We start from the raw sequence: 23,735 nt of genomic DNA, 5'->3' as shown, positions 1-23,735 counted from the left end.
ATAAATTCTAATTTTTGTTAATGTATTGTATTTATTGGAATTTTTATTAAATATCGAGCTTGAAAAAATGTAAAATGTTATTGTATTACTATACTTGTATTAATATTTAAAATGATAAAAAATTACAGTTTTATAGGGGGGGAATATTATTATGGAGTGGAAACGTTCCATATGCTTTTTAGCTATATTTTCTTTTATTTTTTCCTCAAGTACATTCGCCCAAGCAAATGTCGTGGAACCAGTTTTAAAAAATGTACGAAGTTATAAAATTTATTATGGTGAAGCAAATGAGCAAGTAATTGAGGGACTTTCAAAGTATGACATGGTCATTATAGAGCCATATGCATTTTCGAAAGAGCAAGTTCAGCAATTAAAAAAATCAGGAACAGTAGTCCTTGGGTATGTTAGTGTTTTAGAATTAGAATCGTGGCATAAATCGCAAGTAGTTGAATCAGACTATTATTATCGAGACGGTAAGAAAATGAAGATTGAGCAGTGGGATACATATATTATGAATTTAGCTGATGAACATTACCGGCGGATTGTTGTAAATAAAGTGAAACAGCAAGTTATTGGAAAAGGAATAGACGGTGTGTTTTTAGATACCGCTGGTGATATTGACGACTATTTTTATGATCAGCCAGTTACACAAGGGAAATTTCGCGAAGCATATGTAAATTTATTAAAAGAAATAAAAGGTGTTGATTCTGATTTGCTTCTTATACAGAATTGGGGATTTGACACAATCAAAAATACATCCTTGAATTTTATACATGGTGTATTGTGGGAGGACTTCAATAAACAAGTTATTACGAAAGATGAATGGAGTCAAAATTGGATGCGCTATTTTAAACAACAAAGTAATAAGATTGTAACGTTTACCGTTACTCCAAATACCGTATCTAAAAAATATAGTTCTATAAATGGATTTATTCCTACAATTAATCCGAATGATATTTATGATAAATAGCAATTATTAGGGATGAGAAACTATCAATATTGACTATGAAAGTTTAGGTCAGTATACGATTATCTTATAAAGATGAATGTATTACTGACTAGCTCATTTTATAATATTCCATGTTAGAAATTAGTAGAATAAGATAGAAAAAGTGCATTATCCTATTAATTTTTATAGAAATAAAAAACGTAATATTTAAAATAACATCAATACTTGTGTCATGGTTAGAGTACGTTTATAATCAAGGAATCCTATTAATGTTCTGATAGGGTTATTTATGATTGAAAGCGTTTTAAATTCGGTGTTCTTCAAGGTAGGAAGTCTGACCTATTTGGATTAAAAATTATGTATGTAGTTTTAAATAGGAAGAAAAATAATAAAGAATCACTTTATATTGTGGGGAGGTTAAAAGTGTGAAAGGGAAAGACTTTCACACGAATACATATGGGTTACGTAGGATTATTACTTTCGGGTGCAGCTTTATTTTTAAATAGTCTTGTTATATTAGGAAAAGCAGAGATGAAAAGTGCAGGTGTTTTTAACTTATTTGTGGGTGCACTACAAATTATTATTCCGTTCTATTTAATCATGATTTCTGATCAAAGTAATTGGACGGTATGTTCATATGCAGCTACTTTCTTATTCGGATTAACCTATTTATATGTAGGTGTTACTTTTATAAAAGGAATGGATAGTAGCGGTTTAGGGTGGTTCTGCATTTGGGTAGCAATTATTGCTTTATTCTATATGGTTGTTTCATTTGTTCAATTCCACGATGTTGTGAATGCGTTAACGTGGTTTATGTGGGCATTACTTTGGTATTTATTCTTTGTATTAAATACACAAAAAAAGAACATCAATCAATATCTTGGAAGGATTGCCTTCGTACAATCTTGGGTAACATTGACGTTACCTTCACTCTTTTATTTTATGGGAGTATGGGGAGAGGGATTCGTATATGAATTATGGGTTTATGTATCTGTAATTTCTATTTTATACTTCTGTTATTGTATTTATAAATATCGAGTACGTTAATATATTTTTTGTAGAAAAGCATGGAATCGTTAAACGAGTTCCATGCTTTTTATATGTTAGCATTTATAATAGAGAGGTAGTATTTTACAATTTATCGAAATGGGGATGATAAAGTTGAAGAAGGTATTGGTGCTAGGGGGAACTAGATTTTTTGGTAAACATTTAGTAGAAGCACTTTTGCAAGATGGGCACGATGTAACGATTGCGACGAGAGGAATTACGGAAGATTCTTTTGGGAGTAGAGTAAAAAGACTTATTGTAGATAGAGAAGATGAAAAACAACTAGCAGAGCGTCTAGCAGATAAAAGTTATGATATTGTATTCGATAATTTATGCTATAGCTCGAACGCAGCGAAGATAATATGTGAAGTGTTACGAGGGAAAACGAAGAAATACGTTATGACATCTTCAATGGCTGTCTATGAACCAACACTAAGTTTATTAGAAGAGGACTTCAATCCGTACGAGTATGCAATTGCGTATGGAGATAGGAATGACTTCAATTATGGTGAAGGGAAGAGATTAGCCGAAGCAGTTGTATTTCAACAAGCAACATTTCTAGTTGTTGCAGTTCGTTTTCCAGTTGTTATTGGAAAAAACGATTATACGAAAAGGTTACAATTTTATGTTGAACATATTGTGAGAGAAGAACCTGTCGCAGTGAATGATCTAGATGGAAAATTGTCGTTTATACATGAAGAAGAAGCCGGGGAATTTTTATTTTGGTGCGGGATGAAAGAAATAGAAGGGCCAATTAATGCTTGTAGCAACGGGGTAGTTTCTACTCGGGAAATTATTCATTTTATAGAAGAAAATACGGGAATAAAATCACTCATTCAAGAAGTAGGAGATCATGTAGCACCTTATAATGAAGTGACTAATTGTACATTACATAATGGAAAAGCTAATGAATTAGGATTCCCGTTCCGAGGGTTGAAAATAGAAATGGAAAAAGTATTACGTTATTACATACATGCAATGAAATAATCATAAATCCCCCGGTGGCAATCCGGGGGATTCTGGAGGATTTCGACAATACTAATTTTACATTACCAAACTTACCTTATACGCACGACTAATGTTTTTGTGATTGAATTGCTTGTAAATATTTTTCATTTACCCGGTCCCAGTTCACTGTATGCCACCAGTTGGTAACAAATTCTGGGCGACGATTTTGGTACTTTAAATAATAGGCATGTTCCCATACATCAATGACAAGTAATGGAATTTTGCCTTCTTGCAAAGGTGTATCTTGATTAGGTGTACTCATTACAGTAAGTTCTTCACCATCAAGGACAAGCCATCCATAACCACTTCCAAAACGGCTAATTGCTGCTTTAGACAGTTGATCTTTTAAGTTGTCAAAGGTATTGAAATAATAATCAATTACTTTTGCAACGTCTCCATTAGGCTCGCCGCCACCCCGTGGGCTCATTACTTCCCAAAAAAGACTATGACAATAATGTCCACCACCGTTATTTCTGACAGCTGTAACAATTTCCTTTGGTAAAGCTTCTAAATTACATAGTAACTCTTCTAAAGATTTATTATGTAATTCCGAATAGTTTTCTAATGCGGCATTCAAATTATTTACGTATGTCGCATGGTGCTTTCCATGATGAATAGAAAGTGTATTGCTATCGATATATGGCTCTAGTTCATCATAGTCATATGAAAGCTTTGGCAATTGAAATGAAGACATGACATTTCCTCCTTTCTCTCTAAAAGTTGGTCTAGGTAAAAATAATTTACCTGAGTAAAAAATACACCTATTTTTCATGAAAGTCAATAGTAATCTCTTAATTTTCTGAAAGATAGTACAATAAAAGTAACACTTCGACTTTCGTTTGTGACTCTTATTCTTTTTGCTTATACTGTAAAGTAGTAACGTTTTGTTGAAATAGAAGGAGATCGCTTATGAGTAAAACAAAGCAATTAATAGAGGAAGCGAGTCATTTTATTACGATTTGCTATAAAGAGCTTAATAAAGAACAATTCATAGAAGAACGCATGAAAGAAATTCGAGTTGAAATAGAGAAGACGGGGACGTATGAACATACATTTGAAGAACTTGTTCACGGATCGCGAATGGCATGGCGCAATAGTAATCGATGTATCGGAAGACTATTTTGGAGTAAGATGCACATATTAGATGCACGTGAAGTAAATGATGAGGAAGGTGTATATAATGCATTAATTCATCATATTCAATATGCAACGAACAACGGAAAAGTGAAACCGACCATTACAATTTTTAAGCAATATCAAGGTGAAGAAAATAATATACGAATTTATAATCACCAATTGATTCGGTATGCAGGATATAAAACAGAAATGGGAGTGATTGGTGACTCTCATTCCGCTGTGTTTACAGATTTTTGTCAAGAACTTGGCTGGCAAGGAGAAGGTACGAATTTCGATGTATTGCCACTTGTGTTTTCTATAGATGGAAAAGCGCCGATATATAAAGAAATTCCGAAAGAAGAAGTAAAAGAGGTGCCAATTGAACACCCAGAATACCCAATTTCGTCACTTGGAGCAAAATGGTACGGGGTTCCAATGATTTCAGATATGCGCTTAGAAATTGGCGGTATTTCCTATACAGCAGCTCCGTTTAATGGATGGTATATGGGAACAGAGATTGGGGCACGTAACTTAGCGGATCATGATCGCTATAATTTACTTCCAGCAGTTGCGGAAATGATGGATTTGGATACATCAAGAAACGGTACGTTATGGAAAGATAAGGCATTAGTTGAATTAAACGTGGCTGTTTTACATTCTTTTAAAAAACAAGGAGTCAGTATTGTTGACCATCATACTGCGGCGCAACAATTTCAGCAATTTGAGAAGCAAGAAGCTGCTTGTGGTCGTGTTGTAACGGGCAATTGGGTGTGGCTCATTCCGCCGTTATCTCCAGCTACCACTCATATTTATCATAAACCGTATCCGAATGAAATTTTGAAGCCGAATTTTTTTCATAAATAGTTTGTAGTATAGGGCATTTTCTGTAAAAATATAATTTTTTTTAACTACTGTTACGTAGCAAATGGAAGCCTTTACCCTCGGTTATTTTTGGAAGGAGCTTTTTGAACCAAGGAGTTCCTTATGTTATAATCAAATTTCTGTTTCGAAGACCTTATAGAAATATAAGGTCTTTTATTTTGCTTTTTTATGTAAGAGGAATAGAAATTTTCTTTTAAATAAGGGATTTAGCATATTTTTAGGGACAACATAAGTGTGTAGGAAATAGATAAATTATTATGCTTATATAATCATTGTGTTTTGGGTGTAAACAATAAAACATAATAAAGTTGTTTTTTTAGATTGCTGAGGAAGGAGGAAGTGTAAATGAGGATGAAGAGTCGAAAAACGGATTGGCCTGTATTTCTTATGAGTGGTGGTTCGCTTTTATTATTTGTAATTGCGGTTTTCTTAAATAAAAATTATGTAGAGGGAGTCATTAATAGCAGTTTTGCAGCTTCAATTAAATATTTTGGTGCCTTCTGGCAAGTTTTATTAATTGGTACATTTATTGTTGCAATGTGTATGGCATTCTCGAAGTATGGGAGAGTTAAACTTGGGGGATTAGAAAAACCTGAGATTAGTACGACAAAATGGCTTGCTATTATAATGTCTACATTATTGGCCGGAGGTGGTGTTTTCTGGGCAGCGGCAGAGCCGATGTACCATTTAATGACGGTGCCACCAATACATGAAGGTATAACTGCTGGAACGAAAGAAGCAGTAATGCCTGCTTTAGCACAAAGTTATATGCACTGGGGTTTCCTGGCTTGGACAATTTTAGGTACAATTAGTGCGGTAGTTATGATGTATGGGCATTATCATAAAGGTATGCCATTAAAACCTCGAACGCTTTTATATCCTATTTTTGGAGAGAAATTGCGAAAGAGTTGGCTTGGAACAATGATCGATGTATTTGCCATTATTGCGGTAGCGGCAGGCACGATTGGTCCAATTGGATTTTTAGGCCTACAAGCAAGTTATGGCCTACAAGCATTGTTTAACATCCCGGATGTGTTTACGACTCAATTAGCCATTATTGTTTGTGTAGTAGCTGTTTCTACTATATCTGCGGTAACAGGAATTGATAAAGGGATTCAAATTATAAGTAATTTAAATGTTAGGTTAGCAGTTTTATTAATGCTATTCGTATTACTATTTGGACCAGGTGGATTTATTATTGATTCATTTGTTTCTTCGTTTGGATTTTATATAAATGAATTTATTCCAATGAGCACATATCGTGGTGATACAACTTGGTTAGGATCGTGGACAATCTTTTTCTGGGGATGGTTTATTGGGTATGGACCGATGATGGCAATTTTAGTGAGCCGCATTTCAAGAGGAAGAACAATCCGAGAAATCATCGTTGCAATTGGAATTATTGCACCTATTATTACAACGTTTTGGTTTACTATACTAGGGGGATCAGGTGTGTTTTATGAGTTAATGAATCCTGGTTCTATATCGGCAGCATTAAGTGAATCTGGTATGCCAGCGGCTATGATTGCAATTACAGAGCAACTGCCACTCTCTCACATTATTGGACCGGCATTTCTTTTATTAACAATTTTATTTGTAGTAACAACAGGGGATTCAATGGCGTATTCGATTTCAATGGCAGTTACTGGAGATGGAGACCCTAGAATTAGCTTACGAGTGTTTTGGTCGCTTATTATGGGAACAGTTGCAGCGATTCTTTTATACATGGGTGAGGGAAGTATTAATGCGCTGCAATCATTTATCGTAGTAACAGCTGTCCCGGTATCCATTCTGTTGTTCCCAATGCTATGGCTAGCGCCAAAAGTTGCGGGGGAATTAGCTTTAAAGCAAGGTATTGTAAAAGAAGAAGAGAAAACCTCCTTCTTGTTCCAAAAAGCTAGTAAATCAAAGTAAATAATTGTATTTATATAAAAAGAGGAAGCATCTCATTTGAGATACTTCCTCTTTCCTATTTATCCACCTATTTTTTTGAAGGATACAGTTTCAATCTATTCTAATACTTTATCTTTCGTCTCTGGAACACATAATAACATCGTAACTAAACCAATTGGATAGATAATGAAGATGAGGGATAATGCTCCCATTAAATTACCACCTGCAGCAAGTAAGCCGATAATAACAGGCCCAAATCCAGCTAAACCACGTCCTGTACCGAAAATAAAGTTTTCTGCTGTAGAGCGAGCTTCAGCAGGATAGTTTTCGGCTAAAACTGCCCCGAATCCTCCCATCATGCCATTGGCAAAGAATCCAAGCAATGCACTTCCCCATAACAATAATGTTGAGTCTGTGAATAAGAAGAAGTAAATGAGACAGTATATAGTACCACCGACATAATAGATTGTAAAAGTTTTACGGCGACCAATTTTATCAGCTAGAATACCAAAAGTTGCAATACCAATTAGCATACCAATCGTAGAGATGAACATCCAGCCGCTCGCCTTTGCTAATGTGTAGTTATATTTATTTGCTAAAATAGTTGGCATCCATGTGAAAATTCCATAATATCCGAAGTTTTGGATGAATGACATAATAATAAGACCAATTGTTGTTATCGTTACTTTTTTATTTGCAAATAATTTTCGGAGTGGGAATTTTTTTATTTGCTTTAGTTGCTCTGCCTCAGTAGTTGTTAAATTACCTTCGGCTTCTTTTTGTAACAATTCTTTTTTGTATCGTTGTTTTTGTTCCCATATTTTCGGTTCACTTAAACTTTTTCGGACATAGACAGCTAGTAGTGCGGGAATGAGTCCAAATAAGAAAACGGCTCTCCATCCAAAGTGTGGAACGATAAATGCTGGTAGGAGTGAAGCGACTAGTACGCCGAATTGCCATCCAAGTGCCACAACGGATGTTGCCTTTGCGCGCATTTCTTTCGACCATGTTTCAGTTACGATGGCCATTCCAATACCGAATTCACCACCAACTCCCATTCCAACTAAAAAGCGAAGAATTAATAATTGCCAATAATCTGTTGCGAAATAAATAAGTGCTGTCGCGAGTGAAAATAGTAAGATTGTGAAGGCCATCGTACGGATACGCCCAAATAAATCAGCAATAAATCCAAATAAATAAGACCCAATTAGCATTCCTATTGTAGTAGCTAAAGTTAAGTTCCCACCTTCAACAGGGCTTAAATGAAATTCTTTTAAAATGTAGACGAGTACGAAAGATAAGAGCAACATATCTAAGCCTTCTGCTGCATATCCTAGCGCAGACCCAAATAGTGTTTTATATCTTTTCTCTTTCGTCTCCTCTGTTGTTGATTGTACATCAGTAGTGACGTTCATTATTACTCCTCCTCATTTTCTTTCTACAGTCGCTATGGAAGAATAACAAAAGGCCTTCTCACCTGATATGATGAGAAGGCCAAAAATTCATACGTATCCCTAGAAAAGGACATACGTATAGAGTATATTCCGACTTCCTTCTCAACCTCACGGGGTTGGGTTAAAGGACTGTATTATATTACTTTATTTTTAGCACTCTTCTATTACATTGTCAAATAATGAGGGAATTGTTATGTGTAAAATATTTCAAAAGATATTTCATTCTTCTTGACGCCCACTTCACTATTTTCCGATAATAAAACTAACTACTATAAAAGGGAATGAATCACAGATGCTAAATTTAGTACTTATGATGATTGAACGCGTCGGACTTATTGTTATTTTAGGATTTTTACTTTCGCATATTAAAACATTCAGGCGCCTTCTTCATAAGCAAGATGGTTATGTAGATAAGCTTAAGCTTATTTGTATTTTTTCGGTGTTTACAATTGTAAGCAATTACACTGGGATTGAAATAGCGGGTAATACGATTATGAATGAAAATTGGCTACAGGGTGTTTCTTCATCGAGCACAATCGCGAATACACGTATTATGGGTGTTGGAATTAGTGGATTGCTTGGCGGACCTATCGTTGGAATTGGTGTAGGATCGATTGCTGGTATTCACCGTTATATGCTTGGCGGGACGACTGCACTAAGTTGTGCAATCTCTTCAATTTTAGCGGGAGTTATAACAGGTTATATTGGATACATTTTCAAAAAGTATAATCGTACAATTACACCTAAATTTTCAGCGGTTTTAAGTGTGTTTATCGTTTCTTTAGAAATGATTATGATCTTATTAATTGTAGAGGATGGAATGAGTATTGTGAAAACAATTGCGATACCAATGATCCTTGTAAATAGCTTTGGAAGTTTTATTTTACTTTCTATGATACAAGCTATTTTGCGCCAGGAAGAGAATGCAAAGGCACTTCAGACTCATAAGGTATTACGTATTGCAGATAAAACGTTACCGTATTTTCGCCAAGGCTTAACAGAAGAATCGTGTAAGCATGTGGCACAAATTATTCACCGCTTTACAGGAACTGATGCGGTATCCTTAACAGATACAGAGAAAATATTAGCTCATGTTGGATTAGCATCAGATCACCATATTCCTTCACATAGTTTAATAACTGGTTTGTCGAAAGAAGTGTTACACACAGGAAAAATAATGAAAGCAAAATCACGTGAGGTCATTAATTGTCAACATGAAGGATGCCCTTTGCAAGCGGCGATTGTTATTCCACTAACTTCACATGGAAATACGATAGGAACATTAAAACTGTATTTCAAAAATCCTAACCAGTTAAGTCGTGTGGAAGAGGAATTAGCAGAAGGGTTAGCAAAAATATTCTCTACACAACTTGAATTAGGGGAAGCTGAGTTGCAAAGTAAATTATTGCAAGATGCGGAAATAAAGGCATTACAAGCACAAATTAACCCACACTTTTTATTTAATGCGATTAATACAGTATCAGCTTTATGCCGAACAGATGTAGAAAAAGCAAGGAAGTTATTATTACAGCTTAGTGTGTATTTCCGTTGTAATTTACAAGGGGCACGTCAGTTATTGATTCCACTAGAACAAGAATTAAACCATGTACAGGCATACTTATCGCTAGAACAAGCAAGGTTTCCAAATAAGTATGAAGTAAAGGTGTATATTGAGGATGAGCTAAAGACAACTTTAGTACCACCATTTGTTCTTCAACTATTGGTTGAAAATGCGTTGCGACACGCTTTCCCGAAGAAGCAACCAGTGTGCCAAGTGGAAGTGCATGTTTTTGAAAAAGAGGGTATGGTTCATTTTGAAGTAAAAGATAATGGGCAAGGAATTGAGGAAGAACGTTTAGAACAATTAGGAAAGATGGTAGTTTCGTCCAAGAAAGGGACTGGAACAGCTTTATATAATATTAATGAACGTCTTATTGGGCTATTTGGGAAAGAAACGATGCTTCATATCGAAAGTAAATTAAACGAGGGGACAGAGATTACTTTTGTTATTCCAAAAAAAGTAGGGGAGGAAGAGCAGATTGTTAAAAGTACTAGTAGTTGATGATGAAATGTTAGCACGCGATGAACTAAAGTATTTATTAGAAAGAACGAAGGAAGTTGAGATAATTGGTGAGGCTGATTGTGTAGAGGACGCATTAGAAGAGCTAATGAAAAACAAACCAGATATTGTTTTCCTAGATATTCAGTTATCTGATGATAACGGATTTGAAATTGCGAATATATTAAAGAAGATGAAAAATCCACCTGCCATTGTATTTGCGACTGCCTATGATCAATACGCGTTGCAAGCATTTGAAGTAGATGCGTTAGACTATATTTTAAAGCCATTTGATGAAGAACGTATTGTACAAACATTAAAGAAGTATAAAAAACAAAAGCAGTCGCAAATAGAAACGAAGCAAGAAATAAAAGGGGCAGATGTAACGGCAGATATGCATAAATTAGCATTACCAATTGAAGAATCAATCGTACTTGTGAATATTGAAGATATTATATATGTAGGACTTGTGGATGGAAAAGTAACAGTAAAAACAATGAGGGACACATATATAACACACGATACACTTGTGATTTTGGAAAAGAAGTTGCCGCAAGCAAGTTTTATGCGTGTACATCGTAGCTTCATTGCAAATATTAATCATATTACAGAAATCCAGCCGTGGTTCAATTCTACTTATAATTTAATTATGAAAGAAGGATCAAAAGTACCTGTTAGTCGTACATATGCAAAAGAACTCAAGAAGCTGCTTCGTATTTAAGAAGCAGCTTTTGTATTTCATCCTTTTATATTTGTAACTGATTCTGTATATTTGACGTTCTGTTATGTAAACGCTTACTAAGGCGATTATATCCTATACAATAAAGGTACCAAATCGAAAGAGGTGGCCAAAATGAGTACGAAAAAAGTATATAGTTTCTTATCACAAGCATTCATATTCTCAGCTATTATGTTAATTTCTAATATTATTGCAACACATTTACCAATTCCGATGCCTTCATCGGTAATCGGGTTAGTCATTTTATTTAGTCTATTATGTTTAAAGGTTATTAAATTGGAACAAGTTGAATCACTTGGAACAGCTTTAACAGGTATTATCGGATTCCTTTTCGTCCCATCAGGTATTTCGGTTATTAATTCTCTTGGTGTAATGGGACAATATTTTGTACAAATTTTAACTGTAATTGTTGTCGCAACAGTTATTTTACTCGCTGTAACAGGATTATTTGCACAATTTATTTTAGGAAAAGATAAAAAAGAAACAGAAGATATAAAAGAATTGAAAGTAGTAAATAAAGGACGCAAGCACGGAAAAGTTGCGTAACCATTTTAGTATATATTGTTAGGAGGGAATGAACATGGCAAGCACAATGACTCCATATTTCGGAATCGTCGTTTCATTAATCGCATACGGAATCGGAACATTATTATTCAAGCATTCAAAAGGGTTCTTCTTATTCACACCATTATTCGTAGCGATGGTATTAGGGATTGTCTTTTTAAAAGTAGGTAACTTTACTTTCGAAGAATATAATACTGGTGGAAAAATGATTAGCTTTTTCTTAGAGCCAGCAACAATCGCGTTTGCAATTCCATTATATAAACAAGTGGATAAGTTGAAAAAATATTGGTGGCAAATTTTATCAGCTATCGTGGTTGGATCTATTTGTTCAGTAATTGTCGTGTTCATTGTTGCAAAAGCAATTGGCCTAGATACAGCAGTAATGAATTCAATGTTACCACAAGCGGCAACAACAGCAATTGCGTTACCAATCTCTGAAAGTATTGGTGGTATACCAGCAATTACATCGTTTGCAGTAATCTTTAACGCAGTTATCGTATACGCATTAGGAGCGTTATTCTTAAAAACATTTAGAGTGAAACATCCAATTGCAAAAGGTTTAGCACTTGGAACAGCAGGTCATGCATTAGGAGTGGCAGTAGGAATTGAAATGGGTGAAGTAGAGGCAGCTATGGCAAGTATTGCTGTAACAGTAGTTGGAGTTGTAACGGTAGTTGTCATACCAATGTTCATGCCATTCATTGGATAGTAAAACTTACTTAAAAAATGAGAAAAGCAAGCTATTTGTAGGACAGATTTCTACTGATAGCTTGCTTTTTATGTTACAGTAGTGGTAAGACCTATTGTGACAAAATGTAAGTTTCCTTAAATCTTCATTAATACTGTGTAGAATACGTTTTGAATTAGGTCATTGTATTGTAAAATAAGAAGTAAGCTACTATAGATCTGCTAAGGCAGGCGTATAATGAGCTTATAAAAATCTTAATATGAATGAATAATTAAAAGTAGAAAAGAGAGAAAAATCTACTTATTAACGTTTTACTTTATAGGACAGGAGAGAGTACTCGTCGATTATGCAAATAAAAAACCTGTTTCAAAGCAAAGGATTTCAGAGGTTACTCGTATTAGTAATACTTGCCCTCGTGTTATACGGGCTGCAAAGTATGTTGAATTTAATTTTAATTACGTTTATTCTTACGTATTTAATGGATCGATTCCAAAAGTTTATTTCCCGCAAATTAGATCATTTCATGCCCATTAATCGAAAACTCATTATAGCATTTCTATATGTCATGTTAATTGGTGGAATTGCTATTACGCTATTTAAATATTTACCAGTATTAACGATACAAATTTCACAATTGATTTATCAATTTAACGTATTTTTAAGAAACCCACCGGACAGTGAATTAATTAAGTATGCAGTTAATGCTGTTAATCATATGGAACTTTCGAAGTATGTAGGACAAGGCGTTGACATTTTGTATAAATCGATTACGAATGTTGGGAAATTTGGCCTTCAAGTGTTACTTTCTTTAATTTTAAGTTTATTTTTCTTATTGGAGAAAGCTCGTATCGTTGCTTTTACTGCAAAATTTAAAGAGAGCAGACTGGCAATTTTCTATACTGAAATTGAGTACTTCGGTAAGAAATTTGCACGTTCATTCGGAAAAGTAATTGAGGCACAATTTTTAATTGCAGTTGTTAACTGCGTTTTATCCGTTATTGCATTATGGATATTAGGATTCCCACAATTATTAGGTTTAGCGTTAATGATCTTCTTACTTGGTTTAATTCCAGTAGCTGGGGTTATCATTTCGTTATTCCCGCTTTGTATGATTGCTTACAATATCGGCGGTATTATGTACGTTGTTTATATTTTAGTTATCGTAACAGTCATTCATGCGCTTGAAAGTTACGTGTTAAATCCGAAGTTTATGTCGCAAAAAACAAACTTACCAATTTTCTATACGTTTATGGTATTAATCTTCTCGGAACACTTCTTAGGTGTATGGGGATTAATTATCGGTATTCCAATCTTCATTTTCTTATTAGATGTCTTAGATGTGACAAGTGATGAAATGGAGAAGGACGCTGGAAAAAAATAAAGTGAAGAGAAAAAAGCATCGATGTTCGATGCTTTTTCTTTTATAACATGATGTTTCTTATGCCATACTGTAAGGAGAAGATAGAATAGGGGTGAAAGAATGGCTGTAAATGAAAAGGTAGAATTAGCTACATTTGCTGGAGGGTGCTTCTGGTGTATGGTTTCGCCATTTGAAGAGATGGAAGGAATTATAAAGGTTGTTTCTGGCTATACAGGTGGTCATAAAGAGAATCCAACATATAAAGAAGTATGTTCAGAAACGACGGGACATTATGAGGCAGTACAAATTACATTTGATGCAAATAAAATGCCGTATGAGGAGTTATTAAATATATATTGGAGACAAATTGATCCGACTGATGTAGGTGGGCAATTCCACGACCGGGGACAGTCTTACGAAACAGTGATTTTTTATCATAATGAAGAACAACATAAAAAAGCAGTAGCTTCAAAAGCAGAGCTTGCAAGGAGTGGGCGCTTTTCAAAGCCGATTGCGACAAAAATATTGCCAGCTGCTACGTTTTATCCCGCAGAGGAATATCACCAAGGATATCATAAGAAAAATGAATTCCGCTACGAGTTATACCGTAAGGGCTCAGGGCGAGATGCGTTTATTAAGCAACATTGGCCAAAGGATAATGCTCATTTAAAGGAAAAACTGAATGAGATGCAATTTTATGTAACACAGGAAAATGGTACAGAACCACCATTTCGAAATGAGTATTGGAATCATAAAGAAGAAGGTCTTTATGTAGATATCGTTTCAGGTGAACCTTTGTTTACTTCTCTAGATAAATTTGATAGTGGATGTGGATGGCCTAGTTTTACGAAGCCAGTTATGTCAGCTAGTGTGAAGGAAAAAATGGATGTGAGTCATAATATGACGCGTACAGAAGTGAGAAGTAAGGAAGGAGATTCACATCTCGGCCACGTATTTCCAGATGGTCCAGGACCAAATGGACTTCGCTATTGTATAAATTCAGCAGCTCTTCGATTTATTCCAACAGAGGAATTAGAAAAAGAAGGCTATGGTGATTTCCTAATCTTGTTTGGAAATAAAAAATAACCTCGCAGTTAGCGAGGTTATTTTTTTGTTACTTTACTTTTTTCTTTTTAAACTTGCTTAATACTTCATAAACGATTGGAACAATAAGAAGTGTTAATAATGTTGAACTTGTTAATCCACCAATTACTGTTACACCAAGTCCTTTAGAAATTAAGCCGCTACCTTCAAATCCTAATGCGAGCGGGATAAGAGCACCGATTGTTGCAATTGCAGTCATTAAAATCGGACGAAGGCGTGTTGCACCAGCTTCTAATAAAGCTTCACGTGTTGATAGACCTTCATTTTCTTTATGAATAACGCGGTCGATAAGCACGATTGCGTTTGTTACAACGATACCGATTAACATAAGGGCACCGATCATTGCAGAGACACTTAACGTTTCACCAGAGATTAATAAGGCAACAAGGGCTCCAGTGATTGTAAATGGTAGCGAGAATAAAATTGCGAATGGTGCAAGAGCACCGCCAAATGTAACGACAAGAACGAAGTATACAATAGCAATCGCAGCTAACATCGCTAAGCCAAGTTGCTTGAATGATTCTTCAATATCTTTTGTAACGCCTCCCATAGAAACATCTACGCCAGAAGGAAGATCCATTTTATCTACTTCTTTTTGAACCGCGGCGGATGCTTTTGAAACGTCATCAGATGTTAGTTTTGCACTTACTTCCGCATAAACACGGCCATCGCGGTGTTTCACTGTATTCGAAGTTTCTCCTTCTTTTACAGTCATCACATCTTTTACAGCCACTTCATTACCAAGCGGCGTTGTAATTTTACGATTTGTTAAGTCATCGATTGTTTCATAATTTTGTTTTTCAGCTTCTACATATACATTGATATCTTTACCGTCTTTTTTAATTGTTGTCAGAACAGGGCGATCATGTTGATTAGAAAGTCCCATTCCAATTTGTGCAGCCGTTAGACCCATTTTACTTAGCTTTTCCTGATCTGCGACTAAAGTGTATTCTGCGTATGTTTTTGCAATACTAGAGTCTATATCTTTTAAGTCTTTGTTTTTCTTCATTATGTTTTGAATATCTTTTACGACAGGCTTAATGTCTTCTGAGCTATCTCCGTAAACGTATAACTTGATTTCGTTACTACCGCTACTTGCTCCGAAGTCTTGGTTTTTCCATTCGCCTTTTCCAGACATTTTCTGTAAATCTTTAACGACTTGTTCTTTCTCTTTTTCGAAGTTTTTCGTGTCGTTATCATATTGTACGAAGAACATTGCCTGATTTGATTGACCAGGACTCATTGGGTTTTCGCCACCTAATGAGAATTGAATTGTTTTGACGTCTTTATTATCTTGGAAGTGCTTCTCAGCTTTCGTTGCAATTTTTTCAACGTCTTCTAACGTTTGACCTGGTTCAGGGTTGTACGTTGCAATAATCATTTTTTCTTCTTCAGATGGTAAGAAACTTACACCGATAATTGGAACAAGTGCAAGACTACCAACTAATAGAAGGACAGCAATACTTGATGTGATGATTTTATGATTTAAAGCCCATGCAAGTATACGTTTATAACCGTTTGCTAATTTACTTGGTTTTTCTTCATGATGTACTTCTTTTTCTCTCATGCTCTCTTTTTTAAATAAAGAATGAGCTAGCATCGGTACGATTGTAACTGCTACTAGTAACGACGCTAATAAAGCGAAGACGATAGTTAAGGCGAATGGTAAGAACATTTCACCAATCATACCTTTTACTAGTCCAAGCGGTAAAAATACAGCAATTGTTACAATGGTAGAAGACATAATCGGAATAAACATTTCTTTCGTAGCTTCACGAATTAAATCTTTCCCGCGTAGTTTCTCTCCTGATAACGACATACGTCGGTAAATATTTTCAATAACAACAATGGAGTCATCCACAACGCGCCCGATAGCGACTGTCATTGCTCCGAGTGTCATAATGTTAAGTGTAATATCCATTTGCTTTATGACTAATACAGCAATTAATAAAGAAAGTGGTATGGAAACGACAGAGATTAATGTTGTTCGGATATTTCGTAGGAACAGCATAATAATAACAATCGCAAAAATAGCACCAAAAATGGCTTTGCTCAGCATTGTTTCTACTGATTTCTCAATAGGTGCACCTTGGTCGAATGTTGAAATAATCTCTAAGTCTTTATATTTTTTCTCAAGTTCTTTTACTTTATCTTTCACTGCATTTACAACATCAACTGTGTTGGCGTCAGCAGCTTTGACAATTTGAATTCCAATTGCTTCTTTTCCATTTGTTCGAGAAATAGATTCTGCTTTTCCGACTTCCTTAATGTCAGCAATTTCGTCTAATGTAACTGTCGGAATCCCGTTCATAGCAGCTGGATTCATTTGTGGCATTTGTGCACCAGTTCCAGCAGTTTGACTACCTTGACCGCTTGCTGATGAAGGAACAGCAGGGATTTTTAATTCTTTTAATGCTTTCATTGTTGTAATATTTCCATCTACAACAACTGATTTTTCTGTGTCTTTAAATGTATATAGGCCAAGTGGTAAAGATACGTCCGATCCTTTAATTACATTTTTTACAGTATCTTCACTTAAACCTAATTCTTTCATCTTATCTTTTTTAAAGACAAGTTGTACTTCATCTACTTGTTGACCTGAAATTTGAACAGATGCGACTCCATCAAGTCCTTTTAATCCTGGCACAACATTTTTTTCTACTTTTTCAGTTAAGGTAGCTAAAGATTCATTTTTACTTGCTACGCTTAATGAAATAACAGGAAAGGCATTGAAGTTTACACGTGAAACTTTCGGGTCCTTTACGCCTTCTGGCAGTTTCACATTTGCGAGAGCTTCTTTTATTTCTGTTTCAGCCTTTTCCATATTTTTATCAAAATCATATTCTACCTGAATAGAAGATGCATTTTGAAAAGATGATGAACTAACAACGTTTACACCACTTAAATTTTGCAGTTGCTCTTCCATCGGTTTTGAAACTTTATCAGCTACTTCTTCTGGTGTAGCACCAGGATAAACCGTGGTTACTGTTACAACAGGTGTTGTAATATCAGGAATTGTTTCCAGCTTCATATTCAGCCCAGAATAAATACCTGCAATGGTAACGATAATGGTTAGTAGCCAAACTGCGAACTTATTTTTTAACGAAAAATTAATAATTTTGTTCATGTTTGCGCTCCCTTTGTATTATATTGACCAACTGGTCAGTCTAATACATAATATAACTGACTGATTGGTCAGCCGTCAATGAAAAGGGATGGTATAATACATTCATAATAAGATGCGAGATTAAATTTAGGAGAGACATGATATGAAAGAAAAAGAGCGCTTAATTATAGAGATGGCTATGAAGTTATTTGCGACTAAGGGTGTAAATGCGACATCGGTGCAGGAAATTGTGACAGCTTGTGGCATATCTAAGGGAGCCTTTTATTTATACTTTAAATCAAAAGAGGAACTTTTATTAGCGACACTTCGATATTACTATGACAAGATTCAAAACAAAATGATGGATATTGAAAAAGAATCGTTATTGCCACGTGAAAAATTTGCAAAACAATTGCATTGCCAGTTTAATGATATACAAAAGCATAAAGAATTTATTATTATGCATGCAAGGGAAAATGCGATTCCTTTTAATAAAGAAGTAGAAGAATTTATGATGCGGATGAAGTTAGAGTCTCACGCATTTTATCGGAATAGTTTACTGTCTATTTATGGTGATAAGGTTATGCCATATTTATTAGATTTAGTCATTATGGTAGAAGGCATATGCCGTGGATATTTAGAACTAATTATTTTACAAGCGCCAGAAATAGACTTATCTTACGTCTCTGCTTTTATTTTGAAAAGAGTGGATCATTTAGTAGATGGATTGGTAGAATCTTCAGAAGAACCTGTATTACATGAAGAAAAGCTTGGAGAATTTCTTTGTAAATCAGAGCTTATTAAGGAGCAGGTTAAGGAACATTTTTTAAAAGAAATTATTGTGTTTAAACGTACTTTAGCGGATCAATTAGAAGATGAGGAATTGCTTGTTACATTAGATGTTTTGGAGGCAGAAATGAGGATGCAAAATCCAAGAATTCCGGTTATCCAAGGGATGTTGTTTAATTTAGAGGCATATCCAACTTTAAAAGAATTTCGTTTGAGGCTTATGGGCTATTACAATATAAAAAGGTAACAATGATAGTTTTCATTGTTACCTTTTTATTATGCATTCACTTTTTCTTTTTGCAGTGCTGTCTCTTCTTCATCAATGTTAATTGTTTCTTTTACGATATAAATCGGACGGTTTTTACTTTCGTCATAAATACGAGCAATATACTGGCCAACGATTCCAAGACCAAGTAATTGAATACCACTAAAGAATGTAATAGCAACCATAATGGACGCCCAACCTGTTTGCGTGCCATGTCCAAAGACTTTCACAGTAATTGTATATAGTAAGACAATTATAGAAATAAGAACTGATAATAAACCTAAAGACATAACGATGCGTAATGGCTTTGTTGAAAATGCAATAATGCCGTCAGATGCAAATTTAATCATTTTCTTTAATGGATATTTTGTTTCGCCAGCAAAGCGCTCATCACGTTCATATTCAACATACGTTTGGCGGAAGCCAACCCAAGACATCATACCGCGGATGAAGCGATTTCGCTCAGTCATTTGATTGAAAACATCAGCTATTTTACGGTCGATGATTCGGAAATCACCAGTATCTTTTGGGATATCGATATCAGACATATAGTTTAAGAATTTATAGAAATACTTAGCTGTTAAAAGTTTGAACCAAGTTTCACCTTTACGTTGCTTACGTTTTGCATAAACAACTTCATATCCTTCTTCCCATTTTGCAATAAGTTCAGGAATAACTTCAGGTGGATCTTGTAAGTCTGCATCTATAATTACAATAGCGTCACCTTTTGCGGCAGCAATACCAGCTGTAACAGCTACTTGGTGACCAAAGTTACGTGCGAAATTAACAATTTTTGTACGGTAATCATTTGCTGCAATTTCAGATAAGATTTCCATTGTGCGATCTGTACTACCGTCGTTTACAAAGACAAACTCGTAATTAATGTTATTTTGAAGCATAACGGACTTTAAACGGTTATAACATTCTTGTGCTACTTCTTCCTCGAAGTACATAGGAACTACAACCGAAATTAATTTTTGCATGTTGCATCCTCCGTATTTTTAATAAGTTGTTCAAATTTAATTAGTCACCTTTTTAGTTTGGTTGAATGTCCAAATTTTATTAAGGACAAAATTTATAACCATTCCGAAACCAATTGCGAAGATCTGTGCAATTAATGCATTAAAGGTAAGTTTATTTACTAATATAAATAAACATAATGTATTAAAAGCATATACAATTAAATTTACAGTTAGAAATTTAAAGAACATTGACGAGCCTTTATTATTAGGTTTAAATACCCAATTTTTATTCCAATAGTAGCTATTGGCAACACCAATTGAATAGGCAATGGTATTCGCAATAAGGTAGTTCATACCGAATTTTAATAATATCCAAAAGCTAATAATTGTAATGAGTGTATTAAAGATCCCTACTAAGCCAAACTTTAAGAGTTTTTCCATAATAATATCCTCATGTTTATAATAATATATAAGTAAAACAAAAAATATAGAAGTGTTATTCATATACAACAAATAAAAATTATACCATATTTTCAAGTCTCAAATGAAATTAATCATAAAAAATTGCCCTCAAAATGTAAATTATAAGTAAAATTGAGGGCAATTATAAATATTTTGAAAGGTAGTTTCTTATTTTCTTTTTATGACAATTTCTTTTTCGATATTAGACTATAAAAAATATATATTCCGTAGCCTTGAATTATTGTAAAGCTAGGGATAATGAAGTATCGGTACCTTGTTTGGTATTCGATTAAGAAATGGATAGCTACGTAACCAATTATTAGTAATAAAAATAGAGTGTAATGTGTTTTATTTTGTTTAGTTAGGATGAGATAAAGGAGTGATAATGTGCCAAATAGCATAGCCGCAGTATATATATACTTTTCATATTTTGTAAGATCCTCTTTTAATGACACCATATCCTTATCTGTCTTTTCCAATGTTACTAGGCTCCATAATGGTGCGGAGTCATAATCAGCCCACATGAGTACAAATTTATCCCCAAATAAAGATAAAACTTTCTGTGGATCAGATAGTCGCTCTTGAATTAGCTTTTTTTGGGCCGCAGTTCGTTCTTCGCCAAGTTTAAGGGACATAATATATTCCGCATCTGCACCAGAATAGCTACCTTTTGTTTCATGATTAAATCCTAACGTGAATTTCCAAAGTGGATCACGATTAGAGAGAGGGTATTGTGTAATTCCGGAATATATAAATGAGTAACTTACAATTTGATGTAAAAGGAAAAATACAATCAAAATGCCACTAAGTTTTTTTACAGAAGTAAAAATCTCTTTTCTTGATTTTCCTAATATACCTTGCAAAAAGACGTATATAGTTATTGCAATTAAGATTATAGCACCAAGTGGACGCATGATGTCTCCTAAAGCTAGGATAGCCCCTATAAAAATCCACGTATATTTATTGCTTAGGCCTTTTGTAATTAATAAATAGAAGCCTAGATAAAATAAAAATACAGCAAGGTGTTGATTTGTTAGTACAGAACTCAATACAATACTTGGGATATAAAATGCATATAGTAATCCAGCTATTCGTCCAGACCATTCATTAAATATATAAGAAGTTATTTTATAAATTAGTAATGTTGTTCCTGTACAATAGATTATATTTAAAAATTTTAAGAGAAACGTCCCTTCACCAAATAACTTAATAATAAAGGCTTGGTACATTGTAAAGCCAAGTTGGTAAACCCATGAAGTATAATAAGTATTTTGTGCGAAACTAAAGTCTCCTTTAGCAGCTTGTATAGCGCTATGGTACATCATTGAAAAGTCTGTTTCTACAGGAGTTTGAATATTGAGCATCCAAATTAATCGAATAGAAAAAGCCAAAATGATTAGTGAGATAGAAAATGTCAATTTTGACATATATTTATTAGAAATGTAGCCAAAAAGTAAAAATACAAGACCTATTAGAATAAGGACTGGTATTAAAACTAAGAGGCTAGTCTCATCATGTTCTTTAATCACTGCTACCGAATGCCATGTGATAGCACCAGAAATGATTAGACATAGTACTAATAAAATTTTCACAAAAAACGTATTAAGTTTGAGAGAGAATGTACTTTCCATTATATTTGAAAACTCCTTATCAAAATATATTACTGATTCAACTTAACTGCCCTTTGTACGTTAAGTTACAGTATAAAGGGCAGGTTAGATAATTAAGAGTTTTGTTGTGCCCATTCTTCTATGTTCCAAACCTTTGTAATCCAATCTTCATAAAAGTCCGGTTCGTGACATACAAGAAGAATTGTTCCTTTGTATGCTTTCATAGCCTTCTTAAGTTCCGCTTTTGCTGTAACATCAAGATGGTTTGTCGGCTCATCAAATAGTAGCCAGTTACTTTCTTCACCCATTAGCTTACATAAACGAACCTTTGCTTGTTCTCCACCACTTAATTGACTTAATGGGCGAGAAATATGTTCATTTTTTAATCCGCATTTTGCTAACATCGCACGAATTTGATGCTGGTCTAGGCCAGGGAATGTATTCCATACATCATCAATTGGTGTTATATTATCAGCTTTAACTTCTTGCTCAAAGTATGCTGGCTCTAAGAAGTCACCAAGACTTGTTTTACCACTTAAAGGTTTAATTTTACCTAAAATTGTTTTTAGTAACGTTGATTTACCAACACCATTACATCCAACGATAGCAATTTTTTCACCGCGTTCAATTGTCATTGATAGCTTTGGTAGTAGCGGATGTGTATATCCAATTTCTACATTTTCACCTTCAAAGACGAAGCGACTACTTGCACGACTTTCTTTAAATGAGAATTCAGGTTTAATTGCTGTTTCCGGGCGATCAATAAGTTCCATGCGATCAAGTTGTTTTTGACGACTCTTTGCACGACCTGTTGTTGAATAACGGGCTTTGTTCTTTGCAATGAAATCTTCTTGCTTTTTGATAAACTCGCGCTGCTTTTCATAAGCGTTTATATGTTGATTTTTATTGATTTCTGCTAGTTCTAGGAATTTTTCATATGTTGCTGTATAGCGTGTCATTTTTGTGAATTCCAGATGGAAAATAACATCAACACATTTGTTCATAAATTCCGTATCATGAGAAATTAATAAGAATGCATGTGGGTATTCTTTTAAATAATTTGTTAACCAATGAATATGTTCAACGTCTAAATAGTTAGTAGGCTCATCAAGTAATAACACTTCTGGTTGTTCAAGTAATAGCTTTGCAAGCAATACTTTTGTACGTTGTCCACCGCTTAGTGCTGAAACATCACGATCTAAACCAATTGCATCAATTCCAAGACCACGTGCAGCCTCTTCAATTTTCATATCTAGTAAATAGAAACCACCTGCTTCAAGTGCATCTTGTATTTCTGCCATTTGCTCAAGAAGTTCTTCTAGCTCTTCTGGTGTAGCAGTTCCCATTTTTTCTGTAACTTCATTTAAAGCTTTTTCCTTTTCGAATAACGGTAAAAATGCATCCGCTAGTACGTCACGAATTGTACGTCCAGGCGTTAAAACAGTATGCTGATCTAAGTAGCCGTAATGTGTGCCCGGTGTCCATTCTACACGACCTTGGTCATGAATAAGTTGACCAGTAATGATATTCATAAATGTTGATTTACCAACACCGTTTGCACCAACTAATCCAACGTGTTCACCTGCTAGTAATCGCATAGATACATCTTTAAATAATGTACGATCGCCAAATGTATGTCCTAATTTTTCAACTGTTAATAAGCTCATAGTATCCTCCG

Annotated in this window: 19 protein-coding genes; 12 read left to right on the top strand and 7 right to left on the bottom strand. The window is 34.6% G+C overall.

Translation table 11 applies throughout. The annotated features are described in order from the left end of the window. Positions 1–151 precede the first annotated feature (151 nt). From MR070_RS20620 to MR070_RS20610, 3 genes are all read left to right on the top strand, one after another. Complete coding sequence (locus MR070_RS20620) at positions 152–970, top strand: endo alpha-1,4 polygalactosaminidase (protein WP_000454995.1); 819 nt, start codon at positions 152–154, stop codon at positions 968–970. Positions 971–1,405: 435 nt separating this feature from the next. Next, positions 1,406–1,996: an AmiS/UreI family transporter gene (locus MR070_RS20615; protein ID WP_242261935.1), complete on the top strand. Its 591-nt coding sequence runs from the start codon at positions 1,406–1,408 to the stop codon at positions 1,994–1,996. 105 nt (positions 1,997–2,101) lie between these two features. Continuing rightward, positions 2,102–2,983, top strand: a complete 882-nt coding sequence (locus MR070_RS20610; protein ID WP_242261934.1) for an NAD-dependent epimerase/dehydratase family protein — start codon at positions 2,102–2,104, stop codon at positions 2,981–2,983. Between the two features lie 88 nt (positions 2,984–3,071). On the opposite strand, the gene sodA is transcribed toward MR070_RS20610, so the two are convergent. Further along, positions 3,072–3,698 carry a superoxide dismutase [Mn] gene (gene sodA / locus MR070_RS20605; RefSeq protein WP_000094046.1) on the bottom strand — a complete coding sequence of 209 codons (627 nt, stop codon included), beginning with the start codon at positions 3,696–3,698 and terminating at the stop codon, positions 3,072–3,074. Positions 3,699–3,913: 215 nt separating this feature from the next. Here sodA and MR070_RS20600 point away from each other — a divergent pair, with 215 nt between their 5' ends. After that, positions 3,914–4,984, top strand: coding sequence for a nitric oxide synthase oxygenase (locus tag MR070_RS20600; RefSeq protein WP_197225594.1), 1,071 nt, complete (start codon positions 3,914–3,916; stop codon positions 4,982–4,984). 363 nt (positions 4,985–5,347) lie between these two features. Then, entirely contained in the window at positions 5,348–6,916 is a 1,569-nt protein-coding gene (locus MR070_RS20595; RefSeq protein WP_139896033.1) for a BCCT family transporter, read from the top strand. Positions 6,917–7,011: 95 nt separating this feature from the next. On the opposite strand, the gene MR070_RS20590 is transcribed toward MR070_RS20595, so the two are convergent. After that, the gene (locus MR070_RS20590; protein ID WP_088065077.1) at positions 7,012–8,310 is read right to left on the bottom strand and encodes an MFS transporter; all 1,299 of its coding nucleotides are present in this window, start codon (positions 8,308–8,310) and stop codon (positions 7,012–7,014) included. Between the two features lie 331 nt (positions 8,311–8,641). Between MR070_RS20590 and lytS the strand changes: the two genes are divergently transcribed. The 6 genes from lytS to msrB all read left to right on the top strand — a co-directional run bounded on the left by lytS (position 8,642) and on the right by msrB (position 14,845). Next, positions 8,642–10,411 carry a two-component system sensor histidine kinase LytS gene (lytS, locus tag MR070_RS20585; RefSeq protein WP_000933578.1) on the top strand — a complete coding sequence of 590 codons (1,770 nt, stop codon included), beginning with the start codon at positions 8,642–8,644 and terminating at the stop codon, positions 10,409–10,411. Next, positions 10,389–11,129: a LytR/AlgR family response regulator transcription factor gene (locus MR070_RS20580; protein WP_000921833.1), complete on the top strand. Its 741-nt coding sequence runs from the start codon at positions 10,389–10,391 to the stop codon at positions 11,127–11,129. The genes lytS and MR070_RS20580 overlap by 23 nt, the downstream gene beginning before the upstream one ends. Before the next feature lie 132 nt (positions 11,130–11,261). Further along, positions 11,262–11,693, top strand: coding sequence for an antiholin-like murein hydrolase modulator LrgA (gene lrgA / locus MR070_RS20575; RefSeq protein WP_242261933.1), 432 nt, complete (start codon positions 11,262–11,264; stop codon positions 11,691–11,693). 34 nt (positions 11,694–11,727) lie between these two features. Beyond that, positions 11,728–12,420 carry an antiholin-like protein LrgB gene (lrgB, locus tag MR070_RS20570; RefSeq protein WP_000168869.1) on the top strand — a complete coding sequence of 231 codons (693 nt, stop codon included), beginning with the start codon at positions 11,728–11,730 and terminating at the stop codon, positions 12,418–12,420. A 325-nt stretch (positions 12,421–12,745) separates the two neighbouring features. After that, positions 12,746–13,780, top strand: coding sequence for an AI-2E family transporter (locus tag MR070_RS20565; RefSeq protein ID WP_001166015.1), 1,035 nt, complete (start codon positions 12,746–12,748; stop codon positions 13,778–13,780). Between the two features lie 99 nt (positions 13,781–13,879). Further along, the gene (gene msrB / locus MR070_RS20560) at positions 13,880–14,845 is read left to right on the top strand and encodes a peptide-methionine (R)-S-oxide reductase MsrB (RefSeq protein ID WP_242261932.1); all 966 of its coding nucleotides are present in this window, start codon (positions 13,880–13,882) and stop codon (positions 14,843–14,845) included. A 28-nt stretch (positions 14,846–14,873) separates the two neighbouring features. Here the strand turns inward: msrB and MR070_RS20555 are convergent, their stop codons facing one another. Next, positions 14,874–17,990 carry an efflux RND transporter permease subunit gene (locus MR070_RS20555; protein ID WP_242261931.1) on the bottom strand — a complete coding sequence of 1,039 codons (3,117 nt, stop codon included), beginning with the start codon at positions 17,988–17,990 and terminating at the stop codon, positions 14,874–14,876. Positions 17,991–18,132: 142 nt separating this feature from the next. Here MR070_RS20555 and MR070_RS20550 point away from each other — a divergent pair, with 142 nt between their 5' ends. Then, positions 18,133–19,005: a TetR/AcrR family transcriptional regulator gene (locus MR070_RS20550; protein ID WP_044791879.1), complete on the top strand. Its 873-nt coding sequence runs from the start codon at positions 18,133–18,135 to the stop codon at positions 19,003–19,005. A gap of 29 nt (positions 19,006–19,034) precedes the next feature. On the opposite strand, the gene MR070_RS20545 is transcribed toward MR070_RS20550, so the two are convergent. The 4 genes from MR070_RS20545 to MR070_RS20530 all read right to left on the bottom strand — a co-directional run bounded on the left by MR070_RS20545 (position 19,035) and on the right by MR070_RS20530 (position 23,724). After that, positions 19,035–20,006, bottom strand: coding sequence for a glycosyltransferase family 2 protein (locus tag MR070_RS20545; protein ID WP_001170717.1), 972 nt, complete (start codon positions 20,004–20,006; stop codon positions 19,035–19,037). A 36-nt stretch (positions 20,007–20,042) separates the two neighbouring features. Beyond that, the gene (locus tag MR070_RS20540) at positions 20,043–20,426 is read right to left on the bottom strand and encodes a GtrA family protein (RefSeq protein ID WP_000413286.1); all 384 of its coding nucleotides are present in this window, start codon (positions 20,424–20,426) and stop codon (positions 20,043–20,045) included. 200 nt (positions 20,427–20,626) lie between these two features. Continuing rightward, positions 20,627–22,078 (bottom strand): ArnT family glycosyltransferase, encoded by a 1,452-nt coding sequence (locus tag MR070_RS20535; RefSeq protein ID WP_242261930.1) that lies wholly within the window; start codon positions 22,076–22,078, stop codon positions 20,627–20,629. 92 nt (positions 22,079–22,170) lie between these two features. Further along, the gene (locus tag MR070_RS20530; RefSeq protein ID WP_014481802.1) at positions 22,171–23,724 is read right to left on the bottom strand and encodes an ABC-F family ATP-binding cassette domain-containing protein; all 1,554 of its coding nucleotides are present in this window, start codon (positions 23,722–23,724) and stop codon (positions 22,171–22,173) included. Positions 23,725–23,735 lie beyond the last annotated feature (11 nt).

The sequence above is a fragment of the Bacillus cereus group sp. BfR-BA-01453 genome (assembly GCF_022662915.1).
Classification (GTDB): Bacteria; Bacillota; Bacilli; order Bacillales; family Bacillaceae_G; genus Bacillus_A; species Bacillus_A paranthracis.
The sequence above is the reverse complement of the archived record's forward strand: the minus strand, read 5'-3'. Positions and strand labels throughout refer to the sequence as shown.

Bases quoted from the DNA above. Each gene is read 5' to 3' on its own strand.
- MR070_RS20620 (WP_000454995.1), top strand. From the start codon at position 152: ATGGAGTGGAAACGTTCCATATGCTTTTTAGCTATATTTTCTTTTATT.
- MR070_RS20615 (WP_242261935.1), top strand. From the start codon at position 1,406: ATGGGTTACGTAGGATTATTACTTTCGGGTGCAGCTTTATTTTTAAAT.
- MR070_RS20610 (WP_242261934.1), top strand. From the start codon at position 2,102: ATGATAAAGTTGAAGAAGGTATTGGTGCTAGGGGGAACTAGATTTTTT.
- sodA (WP_000094046.1), bottom strand. From the start codon at position 3,698: ATGTCTTCATTTCAATTGCCAAAGCTTTCATATGACTATGATGAACTA.
- MR070_RS20600 (WP_197225594.1), top strand. From the start codon at position 3,914: ATGAGTAAAACAAAGCAATTAATAGAGGAAGCGAGTCATTTTATTACG.
- MR070_RS20595 (WP_139896033.1), top strand. From the start codon at position 5,348: ATGAGGATGAAGAGTCGAAAAACGGATTGGCCTGTATTTCTTATGAGT.
- MR070_RS20590 (WP_088065077.1), bottom strand. From the start codon at position 8,310: ATGAACGTCACTACTGATGTACAATCAACAACAGAGGAGACGAAAGAG.
- lytS (WP_000933578.1), top strand. From the start codon at position 8,642: ATGCTAAATTTAGTACTTATGATGATTGAACGCGTCGGACTTATTGTT.
- lrgA (WP_242261933.1), top strand. From the start codon at position 11,262: ATGAGTACGAAAAAAGTATATAGTTTCTTATCACAAGCATTCATATTC.
- lrgB (WP_000168869.1), top strand. From the start codon at position 11,728: ATGGCAAGCACAATGACTCCATATTTCGGAATCGTCGTTTCATTAATC.
- MR070_RS20565 (WP_001166015.1), top strand. From the start codon at position 12,746: ATGCAAATAAAAAACCTGTTTCAAAGCAAAGGATTTCAGAGGTTACTC.
- msrB (WP_242261932.1), top strand. From the start codon at position 13,880: ATGGCTGTAAATGAAAAGGTAGAATTAGCTACATTTGCTGGAGGGTGC.
- MR070_RS20555 (WP_242261931.1), bottom strand. From the start codon at position 17,990: ATGAACAAAATTATTAATTTTTCGTTAAAAAATAAGTTCGCAGTTTGG.
- MR070_RS20550 (WP_044791879.1), top strand. From the start codon at position 18,133: ATGAAAGAAAAAGAGCGCTTAATTATAGAGATGGCTATGAAGTTATTT.
- MR070_RS20545 (WP_001170717.1), bottom strand. From the start codon at position 20,006: ATGCAAAAATTAATTTCGGTTGTAGTTCCTATGTACTTCGAGGAAGAA.
- MR070_RS20540 (WP_000413286.1), bottom strand. From the start codon at position 20,426: ATGGAAAAACTCTTAAAGTTTGGCTTAGTAGGGATCTTTAATACACTC.
- MR070_RS20535 (WP_242261930.1), bottom strand. From the start codon at position 22,078: ATGGAAAGTACATTCTCTCTCAAACTTAATACGTTTTTTGTGAAAATT.
- MR070_RS20530 (WP_014481802.1), bottom strand. From the start codon at position 23,724: ATGAGCTTATTAACAGTTGAAAAATTAGGACATACATTTGGCGATCGT.